We start from the raw sequence: 18865 nt of genomic DNA, 5'->3' as shown, positions 1-18865 counted from the left end.
GTTGATCTGATGCACATTCCGTTCGCCGAGTTGATAGGCAGCCGTTTTGCTCGCCGTCACGCCGCACTGGACCTGGTCGACAAGATCGATGCCGAGACTCAGGACATCGATGATTCCCTCGACACCGTCGATCTCCCGTCGGCCGAGCCGGCCCAGCTGCTGCAAAAGATGGAAAGCAGGCTGATCCGGCAGCGCCTGGCCAACCCGGGCGTGTTGAGCGACGAGGAGCTGCGCAAGCTGCGCTACATCCTCAACTTCGCCAGACTCGCCGACTTCGAACCGGGAGCCGCGGGTCCGGGCGGCAGCCGCGGACGCGGTGACATCTCGGTGGGCGCCGAAGTCGCTCCGTGGCGGTCCCGGGTCAGCGACATCCTGTATGGACCGCTGCGCGAAGAGCCAGATCCGATCACCGCGCTCAAGGCCGCACGCACCGCGCTCGACGGTTTGTCCGCCGACCAAGACGACCAACGGCGAGTGCTGATCGAACGCCACGGCAGCGACTTCTCTGCGGCCGAACTGGACTCCGAGGTCGGCTACAAGAAGCTCGTCACCATCCTCGGCGGCGGGGGCGGTGCGGGGTTCGTCTACATCGGCGGCATCCAGCGCCTCTTGGAGGCCGGCCAAACGCCTGACTACATGATCGGGTCGTCGTTCGGGTCGATCATCGGCAGTCTGGTGGCGCGTTGTCTGCCGGTGCCGATCGAAGACTATGTGGAGTGGGCCAAGACGGTGTCTTATCGCGCAATTCTGGGCCCCGAGCGGTTGCGCCGCCGCCACGGCTTGGCCGGGATGTTCGCCCTGCGCTTCGACCAATTCGCGCTATCGCTGCTCAGCCGTGAGGACAACGTCCGGCTCCGCATGTCAGATCTGACGATTCCGTTCGATGTCGTGGTCTCCGGCGTGCGAAAGCAACCGTATTCCGCACTGCCATCCCGGTTTCGCCGTCCGGAACTGGCGGCGCTGCAACTGCGCTCACTGCCCTTCCAGCCCATCGGCATCGGCCCGCTGGTCGCAGCCCGGATGTGGCAGGTTTCCGCCTTCATCGACTTGCGGGTGGTCAAACCGATCGTGGTCAGCGGCGACGATCCCGATCGCGACTTCGACGTCGTCGACGCGGCGTCGTTTTCGTCTGCCGTTCCCGGCGTGCTGCACCACGAAACCAGTGATGACCGCATGCTCGACATGCTCGATGCCCTCTGCGCCGACCAGGACATCGCGGCGATCGTCGACGGCGGCGCGGCCAGCAACGTGCCGGTCGAATTGGCGTGGAAGCGGGTGCGTGACGGAAAGCTCGGCACCCGCAACGCGTGCTACCTGGCCTTTGATTGCTTCCATCCGCAGTGGGACTCCCGGCACATGTGGCTGGCCCCGATTACCCAGGCGATCCAGCTGCAGATGGTGCGCAATTTGCCTTATGCCGACCACTTGGTCAGGTTCCAGCCGACGCTGTCACCGATCAACCTGGCCCCCTCGGCCGGCGCCATCGACCGTGCCTACGAGTGGGGCCGCAGCAGCGTCGAGGACGCGGTTCCGGTGACGACGGCACTATTGCGGCCGACGTGGTGGGAGGGTGATGGACCGCCGGTCGCCGAGCCCGCCGAGCACGCGAGTTCGGTGGCTTCATCGATGAGCTCGGTGATGGCGGCGATACACGCACCGACGGGCCGATTCGCCAGGTGGCGTGACCGTCACCTCACATAAGGCGGGCGCCCGCCGTTGGCCCGCATCGGGTGACGGAGTCGATGGCTACCATGGCCCTCATGGCCGAGCCGGTCCCGGCTTCCGACAAGACCGCCGCACTCGACGGCGACAATACGGCAGCCGTCCCCAGTCCCGCACCCACCGACACGGTCGAGACGGCCTGGTCGCGCGAACAGGACGTCAGCGACGTCCGCGACCCCGGCCCAGACCTCCCCGATGTCCCGGACATCCCCGATGGTCGCGGCGAGGAGCTTGCTGCTGAACCGGCGTCGCTCGTCCAGTCCTGGCGCACCACCTTGGCCAGGGCCGCGGCCCTACTGTTGCTCGGTCTCGGGTTTGCGGCGGTGATCGTGATCGGTGGCTGGGCCCTGTCCACGGAGAGCTCGCCGGGCAAGGCCTCGAAGCCGCGGTCGGTCACCCAGATTGCGCCAACGCCGACGTCCGCCCCAACCACCACGACGACGATCGCCTCAACTCCTGAGCAGGACAGCGCCTACATCGCAGCGCTCAACGACCGGGGTATCTCCTTCGCCAATCCCAACGCAGCGATCTACAACGGCAAGTTGGTGTGCGAGAACTTCCGTCGTGGGCTCACTGTGGACGAGATCGTCGCGGCATTTCGTTCGAGCAATCCGGCCCTCAGCAACCACGCTGGCGACTACGTCGACATCTCGATGCGCACATATTGCCCGTAAAAGGCGGCTCATCCCCCTCACCCACAATGCACTGCCGCGCAGGTAGCTAACACATGTCCGACATTGCAGCGACGATGAAATGTCGGCTGCGGGTGTCCCGGAAGCGCCTGGTGGGTACCTACGGATCTATGACGCATCCGAACAACCCGGGCACCCGCCGCCAGGCGGACCTGAGTAGCCGGCTTACGCGGCGCCGGCACAAGCTTGCTCCGGATCCTGGCATTCGGCGTGCCATCCTGGTCGCCGCGTCGATGTCGGTTCGCGAACATGGGGTTCGTGGACTTAGCGTCGCGACCGTCCTGGACCGGGCCCAACTCAGCACCCGGGCGTTCTACCGGCATTTCGAGTCGAAAGACCAACTGGTAGCCGCGGTGTTCCTCGAGGTCGCCCGGGTCGAAGCGGTGCGGCTCAGAACGCTCATGGCCAAAGCGACAAACCCGATCGAAGGAGTGGCTGCCTGGATCGACGGCCGCCTCGACTTGGCTTTCGACGACGCGGTCAAGGCGGACCTGCGTCACCTGTCCATGGATGCTCAATCACATCTGCTCAACGCCCCCGAGCTGGTCGAACCCGCATACGCCGAAACGCTTGAGCCGCTCATCGAGCAGCTTCACCTCGGCGTGGCCCAGGAAGTGTTCCACGACGTCGACCCGCACAGCGAGGCGCGCTCCATTCAGGGCGTGGTGTGGGCCAACACGGAACAGCAGTGGGCTTCCGGGGATTGCCGACGCAACGAGGTTCGCGAGAGCACGGTGCGATTTTGCCTGCGCGGACTGGGCGTTGCGCCGGACACTATTGCGCAGATCGCCGCGCCAGACTGACATGTGAGGCGCCCGCCCGCAGAGGAGATGCGATGGACCTGGGCTTCAGCGGTTCCAAGGCCGTCGTCACCGGAGGCAGCAAAGGCATGGGCCTAGCCATCGCCGAAACCCTGGCCGCCGAAGGAGCCAGCGTGGCGGTGATCGCCCGTGGCAAGCGGGCACTGGACAGCGCCGTGGAAAGGCTAAGTCAGGCCGGCGCTCCCGACGCGGTAGCGATCAGCGCGGACATGGCCGACGCCGCATCGATCACCAGCGCCTTCGCCGCCGTCTCCGAACGCTGGGGGCAACTCAATTGCCTGGTGCACACGATCGGACCGGGCGACGGGTACTTCGAGGAACTCGACGACGCCGCTTGGGATGCCGCGTTCACGCTGGGCACGATGTCGGGGGTCCGGGCGATTCGCGCCGCGTTGCCCTTGCTGCGCGCCGCGGACTGGGCCCGCGTTGTGACGCTGTCCGCGGACTCGATTCAGCGACAGAACCCACGCCTGGTCGCCTACACGGCCTCGAAGGCGGCCCTGTCCAGCGTGACCAAGAACCTGTCGAAGAGCCTGGCCAAGGACGGCATCCTGGTGAACTGCGTGTGCCCGGGAACCATCGTCACGGCCAGCTTTACCGAACAGCTCAAAGACCTGCTGGCCGCCGACGGACTCGATGCCACCAACCCGTACGACGTCATGGCCTGGACTGACAAATACTTTCACCAGCCGTGCGATCTGGGCCGCGCCGGGCTTCCCGAGGAGGTCGCTTCCATCACCGCCTACCTGGTGTCGCGGCGCAACGGCTATGTGACCGGCGCGACGGTGAATGCCGACGGCGGCTCGGACTTCATTTGACGGCGCACGCCGGCGCCTAACCCGCCCAACGAAACGGCAGCAGGTGCACGAGCGTGACCGCTACTGCCCCGACAATCAGTCCGAGCGCCGCCGACACGCCAGTATTGAACAGCCAGGCCACGACGGTACCTAGGGACCCGACCGCGTGGCGCACTTGTTCATCGAGATGATGCACCAAGCCGTATGGGGTGTGCCAACCGATCTGATCGCTGCCCACCAACAGGATGTGGCCACCCACCCACAGCATCGCAACCGTTCCGACCGCCGCGATCATGGACAACAACCTGGGCATCCCAGCGACCAGGGCGCGACCGAGCCGCTGCCCGACCCGAGACGACGTCTCGGCCAGCCGCAGCCCAACATCGTCCATCTTGACGATCGCCGCCACCACCCCATACACCGCGCCAGTGATCACCAGCGCAACGACGATGAGGACGACAAGCCTTGGCAGAAAAGCCAATTCGGCCACTTCGCTGAGCGCGATCACCATGATCTCGGCGGAGAGGATGACGTCGGTCCGGATCGCCCCGGTCACCACTTGCTGTTCGTCTTTCGGCCTCCTGGCCTGGGAACCGTTGCCGCGCAGCGCACTCCACAGCTTCTCCGCGCCTTCGTAACACAGGTATGTGGCGCCGAGCATCAGGATTGGACTCAACAGCCACGGGACGAACTGGCTAAGCAGCATCGCGCTGGGAAGGATGAACACCAACTTGTTGCGCAGCGAGCCGAGCGCAATGCGTTTGATGATCGGCAGTTCGCGCTCGGCGGTGATGCCGTGAACGAATTGTGGCGTTACCGCGGTGTCATCGACCACTACGCCTGCCGCCTTGGCGGTCGCGCGAGCCGCGGCCGAACCGACGTCGTCCACCGAGGCCGCGGCCAGCCGCGCCAGGACAGCGACGTCATCGAGCAGCCCGAACAGGCCTGCGCTCATCGGCTCTCCCCCATGGCGACCGAGGTTACCGCTTGTTGCCGAAGTCGTCGGTGCGGGCAATCGACCCCTCTGACCGGCGAGTGCGGCCCCAAAGTGCGGCGCGAAATGGCCCAACGCCGCACCTACCATGCCTCTCGCGGGGCTTTTATCTGCTTACCGGGAAATTTTTCGAGGAATCGCCACACGGGACCGTGATGCATCAAGTCAAGATGCCTGCGAAACCTGGTTCATGCATCAGGTAAGGAATGCCCGCGAAATCGGGGTCAGGTGGTGGTCTTGCTTTTGATGCGGATGCCGGCTTTGAGGGCGGGTAGAGCGGCGGGTATGGCGGCGAGGTAGAGCTGTTCGGTCTTGTCTTTGGCGAGTCTGAGCAGGGCGGCTTGCAGGTCGGCGATCTGGTGGGCGATCGCGGCGGGGTTGAGGCTGTTGCGGTAGGTGAGCAGCTCTGTTTGTTGGGCCGCTGAGAGGACTCCGGCGGCCAGCAGCCGGTCCAGGGGGGTCTGGGGCTTGTCGTAGAGCCGGCGGCGGTGACCGTCGCGGCTGCAGCCGTAGCTGATGGGTTTGATGGTGGGGGTCAGGTAGTTGAGCCGGTCGTTGACCAGGTGCCACAGCCGGTTGAGCACGGCGCGTTCTTCGTCGGTGTCGTAGCGGTAGTAGAACCCGTAGCGACGCACGAGGTGGTTGTTTTTGGACTCGATGGTGGCCTGGTCGTTCTTCTTGTAGGGCCGTGAGCGGGTGAAGAAGATCTCCATGTCCGCGGCCCACTTGATGACCGCCTTATTGAGGAATTCGGTGCCGTTGTCGAAGTCCAAACCCGTTACCTTATAGGGATTTTAGTAATTCCGGTTTTGAGGGCGCCCAGGATGTGGGGGTGGGCGTTGTTGCGCACCGTGCGGGTGAACACCCAGCCGATGTGCATGTCGGTGAGGTTGACCGTGCGGGCGAACTCACCTTTCAGTGTCGGGCCGCAGTGCGCCACGGTGTCGCCTTCGAAGAACCCCGGAGATTCTTCGGCCTCATCGCCTGCTTTGCAGATGGTGATCGAGGACCGCAGCAGCGGGGAGGGTTTCGTCGTCGACACACCCGAGATCTGGTCGCGGGCCTTGGCGCCGCGCAGGTAGCGGTCGATCGTGGCGCTGCTCATCGCCAACAGCTCGGCACGCACCGCCGGGCCGTAACGGTCACGGCCGTCCACCAGTTCGCCGTGGCGTTCTAGAGCATCCAACTGAAGTGCCATGGAAGCGGCCAGGTACCGGCCGCACTGCCCGCCTGAGGCCGCCCACACCTTCTGCAACACCTTGAGCGCATCCTAGAGTACTTCGGATTGCGTTGCCGGCAAATCCGTTTGGCGACCTGCCGACCCGCTCCCGCCGGCGCGGCCGCCGCCCTCAACCGCCGCCGGGCGTTGTCACGCGACCAGCCGGTGACCGCCACCACCTGATCCAGAATCTGCCCCTTGCCCGCCTTCGGCGCCCCCACATACCCCCTGGCGAACTTCGCGGTGATCTCGGCCCGAGACGACATCGACAGCCCACTTCCCATGCCTGCCGAGGATCGACCGTTTCGCGGGCATTTTTACGTGATGCACCGAGGACGCTTCACGGGCATTTCTCGTGATGCTTGCCGCGGCCTGGACTATGGATACCTCGAATTATATAGGGCTGCGAAAGATCTCATATCAACGCTATATGAGTCTGACCCCTATGATCTGGGCATCCACGCCGCAACGGCTGAACCGAAGTTCGTTGGCCTGGGAAATGCCCAACTCTTGCTGCCGCACTTCGTGGCCAGCGTGCTCAATGCCGAACCGCAATGCCGCCGGATCATCTTTTCCCCGGACTATCGCAGCAGGGGCACCCGCCGATTCTGCGAGAACGGTGGCTGCACATTCCTGGGCGAACATGACCTGCCGGATCGTCGCGTGGCGCTCTACGTGCTACCGCGCACTCTCGACGACGTGCCCGGACTACGCAGCTGAAGGTTTCGCTTCAGTAGTCGTAGCGAGCCATCGGGGGTTCGCAGGTGCGTTGCGTCCAGTCCAACGACTCGCTGAACGACATTGCGGCAGGAATCATTTCGCTAGTCACCAGCCCGTGACGGGTGGTCAGGTCCTCGACAATCTCGAAGCTGCGCGCGATCGCCTCGGGTGTATCGATGATGATCGTGGTTACCGGCACATCGCGGGTGATCCGAAACAGCTTGTCTCCGTGTGTTCTGCGGTCACCATGAAACCCCCAGATGCCGCGTAGGGCGGTCGCTCCGCGCGCCGCCCCGGACTGCATCAGTCGATGCACCAGGGCACGGTGGATGGGCACCCCCTCGTGGTGACTGGCTTCGGAGGTGTGCACCATCAGCTTCTGCCACAGGTGGCGTCCTTGGTCATCGGTCGGCGGCAGCTGTTGGGGGCGGGCGAACAATCTGCCGTCGTTCTTGCACAGCCGCACCCGTTCGATGGTCAACAGCGGGTTGGTCAGTACGGTGGCGAGTTTGGTGGCGGCGGCGGACACCTGCGCGGCCGTTCCGATGCCGATGATCATGAGCGGAACGTTGACATTGCGGCCAAAAAAGCGGGCCCGGAATCGTTCGCCATCTGCTGTGCCGTCCACACCAAGAAGTACCGTGGCCCCGGCAAATCCATGCTGCCGTAGCAACTCGCAGACGGCATAGGCGGCGGGGGATCCGCCAACCCGGACCTGGCGGCCGACATAGACGGTCAGCTTTGCGGCGTCCGCGGTTTGCTGCTCGATGTCGTTCAATGCTTCGACGCCGTTGTGCCGGGTCACCAGTCGAGCGCGCTCGAGTGTCAACAGCGCCCGGCCGGTCATCGCCGTCACTTCGTCGACCAGCGAGCGGATCTTGGACTCGACATCGACGGCGACGACTGTCACCGGAGGGTCCTCGGACAGGCTCAGCGACTGATCGCTGCGCAGCTCGAGCTTGAGGCCGAAACCGTTGGTACCAAGCAGCATTACGCTCGTGGCGATGCCACGGTTGCCGAACAGATCCAGCATCGTATCGGCCAGGAACCGATTGGTACCCACAACGCGATGCCGCTCACCGAAGTACGCGGTCAACTTGAGGCTCTGCGCGCTCATAGCAGCTGCGCGATCCAGTGCCCCAACAACGCCGCCCCGAGGCCGGCGAGCACGCTGAGCCCAATATTGGCCAGCGCGACCCACATTTGCCGTTCCTCGCTCAGCCGTTGGGTTTCCAGCATCCAAGTGGAGAAGGTGGTGTAGGCGCCCACAAACGCGGTGCCCGCCAACAGGGCCGCGTCCCGGGACAGTGCCAGGCCGGCAAGGAATCCGAGTAGTGCTGCGCCGCTGACGTTTACGGCGAAGGTGCCAAACGGAAACTTCCTGGCCATTCTGCGCGCGATCGTGCGGTCCACCAGAAAGCGCAGCGTCGAACCGAGGCCCCCAATGACCATGACGCCCATCCAAACCACCACGGTGCCTGCGGTCATCAGCGCACCCGCACGCGGCGAACCGCGACTGTCGCCAGTTTGACCGCCAGCAGCCCGAAAGTAACGCTCACGAGCGTGTAGACGAGGGCCAGTGCCCAATGGCCGTACTCGATCATCTTCAGCGTCTCGACTTGCATCGTCGAGAAAGTGGTTAGGCCGCCACACACTCCGGTTCCCAACAGTGGGCGTCGGTAGCTAGACAACGGCAACCGCTCCAGCAGGCGGGTGGTGAAGTAACCCACCAAGAAGGCGCCCACGATGTTCACGGTGAAGGTGGGCCAGGGCCACTTGGCCGGGTCGGGGACCGCCAGAGTGCTCAATGCCGCGCGGGCCAGGGCGCCCAGGGCTCCGCCGGCGAAAATCGCGGCCAGTTCTCGGTAGTCGGGGCGTGCCACCAGTCGCTTCCCTCCCGCGGTACAAGTTCGTGTCCAATAGCAGCCTAGGGCGTGTCTGCTTAATGTGAATGGTGTTTTGGCTGATGCTGTTTGGGTGATGCGGACGCATGCGATTTCTGATGATTTGTGGTCGCTGATCGTGGCGGTGTTGCCTGCGGGGCGGCGGCGTGGCCGGCCGTGGAACGATCATCGACGTACTCTGGAGGGCATTATCTGGCGTTACCGTACGGGATCTCCGTGGTGTGACCTGCCCGAGCACTTCGGTCCCTGGCAATCGGTGGCCGAGAGGCATCTACGCTGGTCGGTCGATGGCATCTACGCGCGGATCTTCGCGGCGATCGCCTCTGACCTCGACGCCGAGGACGCCGACCTGGGCGCACTGTTGTCGGTCGATTCGACCAGTGTGCGCGCCCACCAACACGCAGCCGGAGCGCCCCGGGCGCCGCACAGGGGGATCTGTCGAATTACAAGAAATATCTCGATGAGCCCGATGACCACGCCATTGGGCGTTCCCGCGGCGGGCTGACTACCAAGATCCACGCCTTGACCGACCAGCTGTGCAGTCCGGTCACCCTGGCACTGTCGGCCGGTCAAGCCGGTGATAATCCGATGCTTTGGCCATTGCTGGCCGCCCGGTGCAGCAACTCATACGCCCCGTTTCGCCTGCTGGCGGACAAGGCGTACTCCTATGACTCGACGCGGGCACAGCTGCGCCGGCTCAAGATCGCCCATACCATCCCCGAGCGCAGCGACCAGATCACCCGCCGCAAAGCCAAAGGCCGCAACAGAGGACGGCCTCCGGGGTTCTCAGGCCGAATCTACAAGCACCGCAACACCGTCGAGCGAAGCTTCAACCGGCTCAAACACTGGCGCGCGGTCGCCACCTGCTACGACAAATACGCCCTGACCTACCTCGGCGGTGCCACCCTGGCCGCCATCATCACCTACCACCGCGTCCGCAATTAGCAGACAGGACCTAGGTGGGGACTTGCAAGTGGGTAAACCCTGGGGAATACCTGGGAAGTTCCCGAGTGGTAGGGGGAGGCAGAATTGGTACTCATGGTTGCCAACCCGCGGGCCGGACAGCCGGCCCAGCCCGAAGACCTGGTCGATCTGTCCCACCTGGTGACGGCCTATTACACCATTGAACCCGATCCGGACGACGTCGCCCAGCAGGTGGTGTTCGGCACTTCGGGTCATCGCGGCTCCGCGCTGAACGGAGCGTTCAACGAGGCCCACATTCTGGCCATAACCCAGGCCATCGTCGAGTACCGTGCCGCACGTGGCACCACCGGACCGCTGTTCATCGGCCGCGACACACATGGTCTTTCGCAACCGGCCTGGGTGTCGGCGCTGGAAGTGCTCGCCGGCAACAACGTGGTCACCATGATCGACTCGGCGGACCGCTACACACCGACGCCGGCGGTCAGCCACGCGATCTTGACCTACAACCGCGGCCGCACCGAGGCGCTGGCTGACGGCATTGTGGTCACGCCATCGCACAACCCGCCGCCGGACGGTGGCTTCAAATACAACCCCCCCAACGGGGGCCCGGCCGACACCGAAGCCACTAACGCAATAGCCAAGCGCGCCAACGAAATTCTGCGAGACGGGGCAGGCGTGGCGCGGATGCCATTGGCCCGAGCGCTACGTTCCGCGCAGCGGCATGACTACCTGGGCAACTATGTGGACGACTTGCCCAACGTGGTCGATATCGCTGCCATCCGCGAGGCTGGGGTTCGCATCGGTGCCGATCCGCTGGGCGGGGCGAGTGTGGACTACTGGGGTGAAATCGCCAGTCGGCACGGTCTGGCGCTCAGCGTGGTCAACCCGCTGGTCGACGCGACCTGGCGGTTCATGACGCTCGATCACGACGGCAAGATCCGGATGGACTGCAGCTCACCGGATGCGATGGCCTCGCTGATCGCCAACCGGGACCACTACCAGATCGCGACCGGCAACGACGCCGACGCAGATCGACACGGCATCGTCACCCCTGATGAGGGGCTGCTGAACCCGAATCACTATCTGGCGGTGGCCATCGACTATCTGTACACGCACCGGCCGTCGTGGCCGGCAGGCATTGCCGTGGGCAAGACCGCCGTCAGTTCGTCGATCATCGACCGGGTCGTCGCAGGAATCGGCCGTGAGCTTGTGGAAGTGCCGGTCGGGTTCAAGTGGTTCGTCGACGGCCTGATCGGCGGCACCATCGGGTTCGGCGGCGAGGAGTCGGCGGGCGCCTCGTTCCTGTGGCGCGACGGATCAGTCTGGACCACCGACAAAGACGGCATCATCATGGCGCTGCTGGCCGCGGAGATCCTGGCCGTCACCGGCGCCACGCCTTCGCAGCGGTACCGTGCGCTGGCTGATAAATATGGCGCCCCCACGTATGCCCGGGTAGACGCGCCCGCAAATCGGGACCAGAAGGCCCGTCTGGCCAAGCTGTCGCCCGACCAGATCAGCGCCACCGAACTCGCTGGTGAGCCGATCACCGCCAAGCTGACCCAGGCGCCGGGAAACGGCGCACCGCTGGGTGGGCTCAAGGTGACCACCGCCAACGCGTGGTTCGCGGCGCGTCCGTCGGGCACCGAAGACGTCTACAAGATCTATGCAGAGTCCTTCAACGGGCCCGCGCATCTGGCCGAGGTACAGAAAACCGCGCGCGAAGTGGTGAATCAGGTGATCGGGTAGTCGTTTCGGCCAGCGACTTTGAACCCGTGATGCTAGTGGTGTAGCTTCGATGAGCACGACTTCGCGGGGCTATGGCGCAGCTGGTAGCGCACCACACTGGCAGTGTGGGGGTCAGGGGTTCGAGTCCCCTTAGCTCCACTCGATTTAACTGGGCATTTTGCGTATTTCCACGCTGGATTTGAGTGGTCAGGAGTGGGTTTACGACCGTGTTCGTCCGCGCGCTGACAGCGGGCTCGAACACCGGCCGACTGGGTGGCCAAGGCCCTGCACTCGCAGGCCACTCGGGTACCCCGAGGTGTTGGAAGCGAAGGTCGAGTCGCTCCGCCGTTGCCAAACCGCGGGCGGAGTGTGCGACGGTTACCCGCCGAACCTCCTGTTGACCTTGGCCCTGGCCACGGCTTGGAGCGCGATGAGCCCGTTCGGACCGTCTTTGAAGCCCTTGTCCAGCCAGCAGCTTGCGGTGATGCGGGAGAGTGTTGCGCGTCGGCCAGCCCTTAGCTGATCACCGACACGGTGTCGTCACCCTTATTTGCGACATAGACGTCGCCGGCTTCGGCGCCGGTCGGGCTGACCGCCACCTCGATCGGGTTGGTACCGACGGAGATCGTGCCGATGACGGTGTTGGTGGTGGGGTCGATCACCGACACCGTGTCGCTGCCCCCTGTTGGTGACGTAGATGTCGCCGGCTTCGGGGCCGGTGGGGCTGACCGGCACCCCAAACGGTCCGTTGCCGACGGAGACGGTGGCGGTGACGCTCTAGCCCGCACCTCCGTCACCACCGTCACCGCCGGTGCCCCCGGTGCCTCCTGGGCCGCCGGGGCCGGCGCTGCTGGATCCGCCGGTGCCGCCTGGGCCGCCTTGGCCGCCTTGGGCGCCGGCGCCGCCGTTGATGCCGCTGATGACTCCGTTGGCTCCGGTACCGCCCTGGCCGCCTTGGCCGCCTTGGCCGCCTTGACCGCCGCTGTTACCACTGAAAGTGGAGACGCCGCCGGTGCCGCCCTTTCCGCCTTGACCGCCGAGGCCGGCCGTGCCCCCGGTGCCCGGTGTGCCGGGTCCGGCACCGGCCGTGCCGCCGGCTCCACCCTGGCCGCCATTGCCGCCATTGCCGCCGGTGCCGCCGGTGCCGGCGTTATCGGTACCGGTGTCGAACGCGCCAACACCGCCTTGGCCGCCAACACCGCCCTGGCCGCCATCGCCGCCGTCGCCGCTGGTGCCGTTGGTACCCGTACCGGCAGCGGCGCCGCCGTCACCGCCGGTGCCTCCAGCGGCGCCGACACCGCCGTCACCACCTACGGCGGCTAGTGCGGCTGCTCCGCCTGTGCCGCCGGACCCGCCGCCGCCGGCGTTGCCGCCGTCGCCTCCGCTGCCGTTTCCGCCGGCCCCAGCATCGCCGCCGGTGCCGCCGTTGCCGGCGGCGCCACCCGCGCCGCCCACACCGCCCGCACCGCTACCGGTGGACCGGGCTGCGCCGCCGTTACCACCATCACCAGCGGCCCCACCTGTACCGCCAATGCCACCGGGGCCATTGGAGGCATCGCCGCCTTGGCCCTTGCCGCCGGTGCCGCCGTTGCCCCCGTGGCCCCCGGCTCCGCCGTCGCCGCCGCCACTAGCGCCAATGCCGGCGCCGCCCGCACCGCCGTCACCACCCCTGCCTCCTACGCCGCCAGTTTGGCCGGCTTGGCCGTTGTTAGCGGTGGGAGCGCCGCCAAGCCCGCCCTTCCCGCCGTTTCCCCCCGCTCCGCCGTCTCCAGCGGCGCCGCTAGCCCCGCCGCCCGCGCCGCCCGCGCCGGCAGCGCCACCGGCACCGCCGGTCCCGCCAGATCCACCGTCTCCGCCGACCTGTCCGGCCGAGCCCTGCCGCCCGTTGCCGCCGCCGCCGTCGCCACCGTTTCCGCCGTCGCCGCCGCCGATTCCACCGATTCCCGCGCCGCCGGTCCCGCCGGCACCGCCGTCGCCGCCGTCGAGGCCTGCGGGGAGGGCGGCTCTGGTGCCGCTGCTGCCGCCGCCGGCGTCGCCGCCGTCGCCGCCCGTCCCGCCGTTGCCGGAACTGCCGTCAGCGCCCGTGCCCGTGCCGCTGCCGCCGGCACCGGCTGCGCCTCCGGTGCCGCCGTCGCCGCCTGCGCCGCCGGTCCCGAGAGTCCCGTCGGGAAGCGCCGCGGCGACACCGCCGTTGCCGCCGGTGCCCCCAGTGCCCCCAGTGCCTCCGGTGCCCCCATCGCCGAGGCCGCCGGTGCCACCATCGCCACCGAGGCCGCCGGTCCCTCCGTGACCGCCACCGATCTCGCCTGTACCGCCGACGCCGCCATCACCGGCCGCACCGCCGGCCCCGCCGTCGCCGCCGAGCTCGCCGCCCTGACCGCCGGCGCCGCCACCGCCGCCGGTGCCACCTCCGCCGCCGGTGCCGCCGCCGGTAGCGCCGATGCCGGCCCCGCCGGTGCCGCCAGCGCCGCCGCTACCGCCGGAGCCTGGGTCGCCGCCAGCAATGCCCGACGGGATGCCGCCTCCGGCTCCGCCGGCTCCGCCGTTGCCGGCAGCGCCGCCGTGGCCTCCGGTGCCGCCTCCGGTGCCGCCGTTGCCGGCCCCGCCAGCACCGCCTACGCCGCCGTCGCCGCCAGCGCCACCAGCACCAGCGTGCTGGCTCGGATCTTTGCCGCCGGTGCCGCCGGTACCGCCCGTGCCGCCGGCACCACCAGCCCCGCCGGTGCCGCCGGTACCCGTGGTGCCCGTGACCGATCCGGTGCCGCCTTGACCGGCCCCGCCACCTTCGCCGCCTTGACCGCCGGCGCCGCCGTCGCCGCGATCCACTCCCGTGTTGGCAGTGTTGTTAACGCCAACTCCGCCGGTACCGCCTTTACCTCCGGTTCCGCCGTCGCCGCCTTGGCCGCCGGCGCCTTGGATGCCGCCGGTGCCGGTTCCGGCTGCGCCGCCGGTTCCGCCTGCGCCGCCTGATGCGCCTTGGCCCCCGGTGCCGGCGCCCGCCGTTCCGGTGGTGCCTTGGCCGCCTTTGCCGCCGTCGCCGCCGAGTCCGCCGGTGCCGCCGTCGCCGGAGGAGCCGTCGGCGCCCATGGTGGATCCGGTGCCGCCGCTGCCTGCTGCGCCGCCGGTTCCGCCGGTGCCGCCTTGGCCTCCGGTTCCGCCGGTGCAGCCTTGGCCGCCGGCGCCTTGGGTGCCGCCGGTGCCGGTTCCGGCTGTGCCGCCGGTGCCGCCGGTTCCGCCTGCGCCGCCTGATGCGCCTTGGCCGCCGGTGTCGCCCGGGTTCACGGCGGTGGTACCTTGGCCGCCTTCGCCGCCGGTGCCGCCTTGGCCGCCGGCGCCTTGGATGCCGCCGGTGCCGGTTCCGGCTGCGCCGCCGGTTCCGCCTGCGCCGCCGGTGCCTCCGGTGGCGCCTTGGGCGCCGGCGCTGACCGTTGTGGTGTTGTCGGCGCCTGCGCCGCCGTCGCCGCCGAGTCTTCCGGTGCCGCCGTCGCCGGCGGTGCCCGCGGACCCGCTGGTGGAACCGGTGCCGCCTTGACCGGCTGCGCCACCAGTGCCGCCGGTGCCGCCTTTGCCGCCGGCTTGGCCGGCGAGGGTTGGGTCGGTGCTGTCGGTGCTGTCGGTGCCGGTGCCTCCGGTGCCTCCGGTTCCTCCGGTTCCTCCGGTGCCGCCTTGGCCGCCGGCGCCTTGGATGCCGCCGGTGCCGGTTCCGGCTGCGCCGCAGGTTCCGCCTTGGCCGCCTGCGCCGCCGGTGCGTCCGGTGGCGCCTTGGGCGCCGGTGCTGACCGCGGTGGTGTTGTCGGCGCCTGCGCCGCCGCCGCCGAGTCCGCCGCTGCCGCCGTCGCCGGCGGAGCCCTCGGCGCCGGTCACTGATCCGGTGCCGCCTTGACCGGCCGCTCCGCCGGTTCCTCCGGTGCCGCCTTTGCCGCCGGCTTGGCCGGCGAGGGTTGGGTCGGTGCTGTCGGTGCCGGTTCCTCCGGTGCCGCCTTGGCCGCCGGCGCCGCCGGTTGCTCCTGGGGTGGTGCTGTTGTCGGTGCCGTCTCCGCCGGTGCCGCCTTGGCCTCCGGTTCCGCGGGTTTCGCCTTGGCCGCCGGCGCCTTGGATGCCACCGGTGCCGGTTCCGGCTGCGCCGCCGGTTCCGCCGGTTCCGCCTGCGCCGCCGGTGCCTGCGGCTCCGCCGGTTCCTCCGGTGCCGCCTTGGCCGCCGGCTTGCGCGATTTGCGACGGGCCGGCGCTGTCGGTACCGGCGCCGCCGATACCGCCCGTGCCTCCGGTTCCGCCGGTGCCGCCCTGGCCGCCGGCGCCTTGGGTACCGCCGGTGCCGGTTCCGGCTGCACCGCCCGTTCCGCCGGTTCCGCCTGCGCCGCCGGTGCCTCCGGTGGCGCCTTGGGCGCCGGCGCTGACCGTGGTGGTGTTGTCGGCGCCCGCGCCGCCGGTGCCTGCGGCTCCGCCGGTGCCTGCGGCTCCGCCGGTGCCTGCGGCTCCGCCGGTGCCTGCGGCTCCGCCGGTGCCTGCGGCTCCGCCGGTGCCTGCGGCTCCGCCGGTGCCTCCGGTGCCGCCTTGGCCGCCGGCTTGGCCGGCGAGGGTTGGGTCGGTGCTGTCGGCGCCGGTGCGGCCGGTGCCGCCTTGGCCGCCGGCGCCTTGGATGCCGCCGGTGCCGGTTCCGGCTGCGCCGCCGGTTCCACCGGTTCCGCCTGCGCCGCCTGATGCGCCTTGGCCGCCAGTGCCGCCGTCGACTGCGCCCATAGAACCGGTGCCACCAGCCCCGCCGTCGCCACCTAGCCCGCCGGTACCGCCGTCCCCGGATGACCCGTCGGCACCCGCAACGGATCCAGTGCCACCAGAGCCGGCAGCACCAACCAGTACCGCCGGCCCCGCCGTGGCCGCCCGCTCCGCCTGCGACTCCGGCATTCGCACTGTTGTCGCTACCGGCTCCGCCTTGGCCGCCGGTGCCGCCGACGCCCCCGCCACCGCCGGATCCACCGACTCCCGAGTCGGTGCCTCCGGATCCGCCGGTTCCTCCTGCTCCACCGGCGCCTCCGGTGCCGCCGATGTCTCCGTCGAGTCCGCTGCCGGCAGCTGCGTCGGCGCCGGTGGTTCCGGTGCCGCCAGCCCCGCCTGCGCCGCCGTCGCCGCCGGTACCGATGGACTGGCCGCTAGTGCCGCTGGCGCCGCTGGCGCCGCCGACCCCGCTTGTGGTGCCGGCCGCGCCGCCCTGACCCCCGGCACCCCCAGCGCCGATGTTTCCGCCAGATCCGCCGGCTCCGCCGGTCCCGCCGATCGTGGTGTTGGCGGCTCCGGCGCCGCCGTCGCCAGCTTGGGCGCCGCTGTTGCCGCCCGTCCCGCCGGCTCCGCCATCGCCGTTGTTGCCCGCCTCGCCGGCTCCGGTCCCGGCGTTACCGCCTGCCCGCCGGTCCCGCCGTCACCGCCGGCGCCACTGTCCCCGCCGTCGTGGCCGCTCGCACCGCTGCCGTCCAGTGCGTCCGCGCCGGATCCGCCAGTCCCGCCGGTGCCGCCGTGTCCGCCGGATCCGTTGGTGCCGCCGAGGCCGCTGTTGCCGCCGGCGCCGCCGGCGTATCCGGTGCCGCCGGTGAGGCCGGATCCTGCGGCGGCGTCGGTGCCTTCTCCGCCGGTTCCTCCGGTGCCGCCGTCACCGCCGTCTCCGCCGATGCCCGCATGACCCCTGGATCCGTTGTGGCTGAACAGGTTGCCGGCACCGCCGGCTCCGGCTTGGCCGCTGGGACCGCCGACCCCGCCGTCCCCGCCAGCACCGCCGATACCGGTAAGACTGCTTGCGCCCGTGCCGCCGCCACCGGCGCCGCCAGCACCGGCGTGGCCCCCGGTCCCACCGCAGCCGAACAACAGCGCGGCTTGACCGCCGGCCCCGCCGTGGCCACCCACGCCTCCGGTGGCGCCGACTGTGGTAGCAGCCCCGCCGGCCCCGCCGTCTCCGCCGGAGCCAGCTCGGCCCAACAGCCATCCGGGGTTGCCGCCGTGCCCGAAGAGCAGCGCGGCCTGACCGCCCGCCCCGCCTGTGCCGCCGCCGATGCCGCCGGTGCCGCCGTGCCCGCCGAAGCCCATCACCAGGCCGCCTGCGCCGCCCGCCCCGCCTGTGCCGCCGCCGATGCCGCCGGTGCCGCCGTGCCCGCCGAAGCCCATCACCAGGCCGCCTGCGCCGCCCCGCCTGCGCCGCCGCCGATGCCGCCGGTGCCGCCGTGCCCGCCGAAGCCCAACAGCCATCCACCGTTACCGCCCTCGCCGCCCGCGAAGCCGCCATCGCCGCCGGCGCCGCCGTGCCCGCCGAAGCCCAACAACCACCCGGCATTGCCACCATCGCCGCCACCGAGGCCGCCGTCACCGCCGGCGCCGCACAAAAGTCCGCCGTGGCCGCCGTCGCCACCGGCGAACCCACCGTTGTCGCCGCCAGCCCCACCAGCCCCACCGCGGCCCCACAGCGCCGCCCATCCGCCGGACCCGCCGGTCTGCCCAGTTGCACCGGCGCGGCCAGCGGCGCCGTTGCCATACAGCAGCCCACCGTGCCCGCCGGTGCCGCCGAAGCCGCCACCGGAGCCGCCGGTGCCGCCCATCCCACCTGCGCCGCCGTCGCCAAACAGCCACGCGCCTCCACCGCTACCCCCGCTACCGCCACCAGTGCCGCCCGCACCGCCGATGCCACCGCGGCCAAGCAGCCACCCGCCGCTGCCGCCGTTGCCGCCGGTGCCGCCGCCTATTCCGCCGGAGCCGCCAGAGCCGCCGTTGCCCCATAGGCCCGCGGATCCGCCGGCCCCGCCGGCCTGCCCGGGCGCACCGGCCGCGCCGTTGCCGCCACTGCCGTAGAGCAGCCCACCGTCGCCGCCCGCACCACCGGGGGTTGTCGCATTGGCACCGTTGCCGATCAACGGGCGCCCGAGCAGAGTCTGGACCGGCGCGTTGACCGCGTTCAGCAGATTCTGCTCAACGTTGGTCGCCTCAGCCCACACATACGAACTCGTCCCAGTGTTCAAAGCCGCAACGAACCGGTCGTGAAACGACGCTATCTGTGCGCTGATGGCCTGATACTCGACGCCGTTGGCGCCAAAGAGCGCTGCGATGCGCGTCGATACCTCGTCAGAGCCCGCAGCCAACAACTCTGTCGTGGCGGCGGCAGCCGCCGCGTTGGCCGCGCTGACCGTCGATCCGATGTTCGCCAATTCACCCGCGGCCGATGACACGATTTCCGGTGAGATAGACATGTACGACACAGGGCAGCTCCAAAACACGCTCGGTGACGGCAGTGCACCCGCAGCCACGTGATGCATCAAGTCAAGATGCCTGCGAAACCTGGTTCATGCATCAGGTAAGGAATGCCCGCGA

15 protein-coding genes, 1 tRNA gene and 2 pseudogenes are annotated in these 18865 nt (G+C 69.1%); 8 read left to right on the top strand and 10 right to left on the bottom strand.

The annotated features are described in order from the left end of the window. Positions 1 to 9: 9 nt before the first annotated feature. From G6N41_RS25260 to G6N41_RS25245, 4 genes are read left to right on the top strand one after another with little or no spacing between them, the layout of a single operon-like run. On the top strand, positions 10 to 1701 hold the full coding sequence (locus G6N41_RS25260) for a patatin-like phospholipase family protein (RefSeq protein ID WP_198966003.1): 1692 nt from the start codon (positions 10 to 12) through the stop codon (positions 1699 to 1701). Between the two features lie 59 nt (positions 1702 to 1760). Continuing rightward, entirely contained in the window at positions 1761 to 2396 is a 636-nt protein-coding gene (locus G6N41_RS25255; RefSeq protein WP_231608703.1) for a DUF732 domain-containing protein, read from the top strand. 53 nt (positions 2397 to 2449) lie between these two features. Beyond that, on the top strand, positions 2450 to 3217 hold the full coding sequence (locus G6N41_RS25250) for a TetR/AcrR family transcriptional regulator (protein WP_038579115.1): 768 nt from the start codon (positions 2450 to 2452) through the stop codon (positions 3215 to 3217). 32 nt (positions 3218 to 3249) lie between these two features. Further along, on the top strand, positions 3250 to 4053 hold the full coding sequence (locus G6N41_RS25245) for an SDR family NAD(P)-dependent oxidoreductase (RefSeq protein ID WP_198966002.1): 804 nt from the start codon (positions 3250 to 3252) through the stop codon (positions 4051 to 4053). A gap of 16 nt (positions 4054 to 4069) precedes the next feature. Here G6N41_RS25245 and G6N41_RS25240 read toward each other — a convergent pair whose 3' ends face one another. The 4 genes from G6N41_RS25240 to G6N41_RS25225 form a co-directional block, all read right to left on the bottom strand. Then, positions 4070 to 4987 carry a DUF808 domain-containing protein gene (locus G6N41_RS25240; RefSeq protein ID WP_198966001.1) on the bottom strand — a complete coding sequence of 306 codons (918 nt, stop codon included), beginning with the start codon at positions 4985 to 4987 and terminating at the stop codon, positions 4070 to 4072. A 263-nt stretch (positions 4988 to 5250) separates the two neighbouring features. Continuing rightward, positions 5251 to 5799, bottom strand: a complete 549-nt coding sequence (locus G6N41_RS25235; protein ID WP_231608476.1) for a hypothetical protein — start codon at positions 5797 to 5799, stop codon at positions 5251 to 5253. Positions 5800 to 5804: 5 nt separating this feature from the next. Next, positions 5805 to 6224 (bottom strand): hypothetical protein, encoded by a 420-nt coding sequence (locus G6N41_RS25230; protein WP_198913147.1) that lies wholly within the window; start codon positions 6222 to 6224, stop codon positions 5805 to 5807. Continuing rightward, the gene (locus G6N41_RS25225) at positions 6200 to 6511 is read right to left on the bottom strand and encodes a hypothetical protein (protein WP_198968078.1); all 312 of its coding nucleotides are present in this window, start codon (positions 6509 to 6511) and stop codon (positions 6200 to 6202) included. The genes G6N41_RS25230 and G6N41_RS25225 overlap by 25 nt, the downstream gene beginning before the upstream one ends. A gap of 103 nt (positions 6512 to 6614) precedes the next feature. Between G6N41_RS25225 and G6N41_RS25220 the strand changes: the two are divergent. Then, positions 6615 to 6965 (top strand): annotated as a pseudogene (locus G6N41_RS25220) (GNAT family N-acetyltransferase); the annotation flags it as partial. A 10-nt stretch (positions 6966 to 6975) separates the two neighbouring features. On the opposite strand, the gene G6N41_RS25215 reads toward G6N41_RS25220, so the two are convergent. From G6N41_RS25215 to crcB (G6N41_RS25205), 3 genes are read right to left on the bottom strand one after another with little or no spacing between them, the layout of a single operon-like run. Further along, the gene (locus tag G6N41_RS25215) at positions 6976 to 8082 is read right to left on the bottom strand and encodes a DUF190 domain-containing protein (RefSeq protein ID WP_198966000.1); all 1107 of its coding nucleotides are present in this window, start codon (positions 8080 to 8082) and stop codon (positions 6976 to 6978) included. Then, positions 8079 to 8453: a fluoride efflux transporter CrcB gene (gene crcB / locus G6N41_RS25210; protein ID WP_198965999.1), complete on the bottom strand. Its 375-nt coding sequence runs from the start codon at positions 8451 to 8453 to the stop codon at positions 8079 to 8081. The genes G6N41_RS25215 and crcB (G6N41_RS25210) overlap by 4 nt, the downstream gene beginning before the upstream one ends. Then, a complete protein-coding gene (gene crcB, locus G6N41_RS25205; protein ID WP_198965998.1) occupies positions 8453 to 8848 on the bottom strand; it encodes a fluoride efflux transporter CrcB in 396 nt (131 codons plus the stop codon). The genes crcB (G6N41_RS25210) and crcB (G6N41_RS25205) overlap by 1 nt, the downstream gene beginning before the upstream one ends. Positions 8849 to 8942: 94 nt before the next feature. Between crcB (G6N41_RS25205) and G6N41_RS25200 the strand changes: the two are divergent. From G6N41_RS25200 to G6N41_RS25190, 3 genes and pseudogenes are all read left to right on the top strand, one after another. Further along, a pseudogene (locus G6N41_RS25200) lies at positions 8943 to 9814 on the top strand (IS5 family transposase). Positions 9815 to 9907: 93 nt separating this feature from the next. After that, positions 9908 to 11539, top strand: coding sequence for a phosphoglucomutase (alpha-D-glucose-1,6-bisphosphate-dependent) (pgm, locus tag G6N41_RS25195; RefSeq protein WP_198968019.1), 1632 nt, complete (start codon positions 9908 to 9910; stop codon positions 11537 to 11539). A gap of 65 nt (positions 11540 to 11604) precedes the next feature. After that, a tRNA-Ala gene (locus G6N41_RS25190) sits at positions 11605 to 11677 on the top strand. Between the two features lie 356 nt (positions 11678 to 12033). Here G6N41_RS25190 and G6N41_RS25185 read toward each other — a convergent pair. The 3 genes from G6N41_RS25185 to G6N41_RS30205 all read right to left on the bottom strand — a co-directional run bounded on the left by G6N41_RS25185 (position 12034) and on the right by G6N41_RS30205 (position 18744). Next, positions 12034 to 12186: a hypothetical protein gene (locus tag G6N41_RS25185; RefSeq protein WP_020732333.1), complete on the bottom strand. Its 153-nt coding sequence runs from the start codon at positions 12184 to 12186 to the stop codon at positions 12034 to 12036. Positions 12187 to 12295: 109 nt separating this feature from the next. Then, the gene (locus G6N41_RS29665; protein ID WP_407663690.1) at positions 12296 to 17671 is read right to left on the bottom strand and encodes a PE family protein; all 5376 of its coding nucleotides are present in this window, start codon (positions 17669 to 17671) and stop codon (positions 12296 to 12298) included. Beyond that, entirely contained in the window at positions 17671 to 18744 is a 1074-nt protein-coding gene (locus G6N41_RS30205) for a PE family protein (protein ID WP_407663689.1), read from the bottom strand. Before G6N41_RS30205 ends, G6N41_RS29665 begins: the two co-directional genes overlap by 1 nt. Positions 18745 to 18865: the final 121 nt, after the last annotated feature.

The sequence above is a fragment of the Mycobacterium shottsii genome (assembly GCF_010728525.1).
GTDB classification, from domain to species: domain Bacteria; phylum Actinomycetota; class Actinomycetes; order Mycobacteriales; family Mycobacteriaceae; genus Mycobacterium; species Mycobacterium marinum.
The sequence above is the reverse complement of the archived record's forward strand: the minus strand, read 5'-3'. Positions and strand labels throughout refer to the sequence as shown.

Bases quoted from the DNA above. Each gene is read 5' to 3' on its own strand.
- G6N41_RS25255 (WP_231608703.1), top strand. From the start codon at position 1,761: ATGGCCGAGCCGGTCCCGGCTTCCGACAAGACCGCCGCACTCGACGGC.
- G6N41_RS25240 (WP_198966001.1), bottom strand. From the start codon at position 4,987: ATGAGCGCAGGCCTGTTCGGGCTGCTCGATGACGTCGCTGTCCTGGCG.
- G6N41_RS25250 (WP_038579115.1), top strand. From the start codon at position 2,450: ATGTCCGACATTGCAGCGACGATGAAATGTCGGCTGCGGGTGTCCCGG.
- G6N41_RS25230 (WP_198913147.1), bottom strand. From the start codon at position 6,224: ATGGCACTTCAGTTGGATGCTCTAGAACGCCACGGCGAACTGGTGGAC.
- crcB (WP_198965999.1), bottom strand. From the start codon at position 8,453: ATGACCGCAGGCACCGTGGTGGTTTGGATGGGCGTCATGGTCATTGGG.
- G6N41_RS30205 (WP_407663689.1), bottom strand. From the start codon at position 18,744: ATGTCTATCTCACCGGAAATCGTGTCATCGGCCGCGGGTGAATTGGCG.
- G6N41_RS25215 (WP_198966000.1), bottom strand. From the start codon at position 8,082: ATGAGCGCGCAGAGCCTCAAGTTGACCGCGTACTTCGGTGAGCGGCAT.
- G6N41_RS25225 (WP_198968078.1), bottom strand. From the start codon at position 6,511: ATGTCGTCTCGGGCCGAGATCACCGCGAAGTTCGCCAGGGGGTATGTG.
- G6N41_RS25245 (WP_198966002.1), top strand. From the start codon at position 3,250: ATGGACCTGGGCTTCAGCGGTTCCAAGGCCGTCGTCACCGGAGGCAGC.
- G6N41_RS25260 (WP_198966003.1), top strand. From the start codon at position 10: ATGCACATTCCGTTCGCCGAGTTGATAGGCAGCCGTTTTGCTCGCCGT.
- pgm (WP_198968019.1), top strand. From the start codon at position 9,908: ATGGTTGCCAACCCGCGGGCCGGACAGCCGGCCCAGCCCGAAGACCTG.
- G6N41_RS29665 (WP_407663690.1), bottom strand. From the start codon at position 17,671: ATGGGCTTCGGCGGGCACGGCGGCACCGGCGGCATCGGCGGCGGCACA.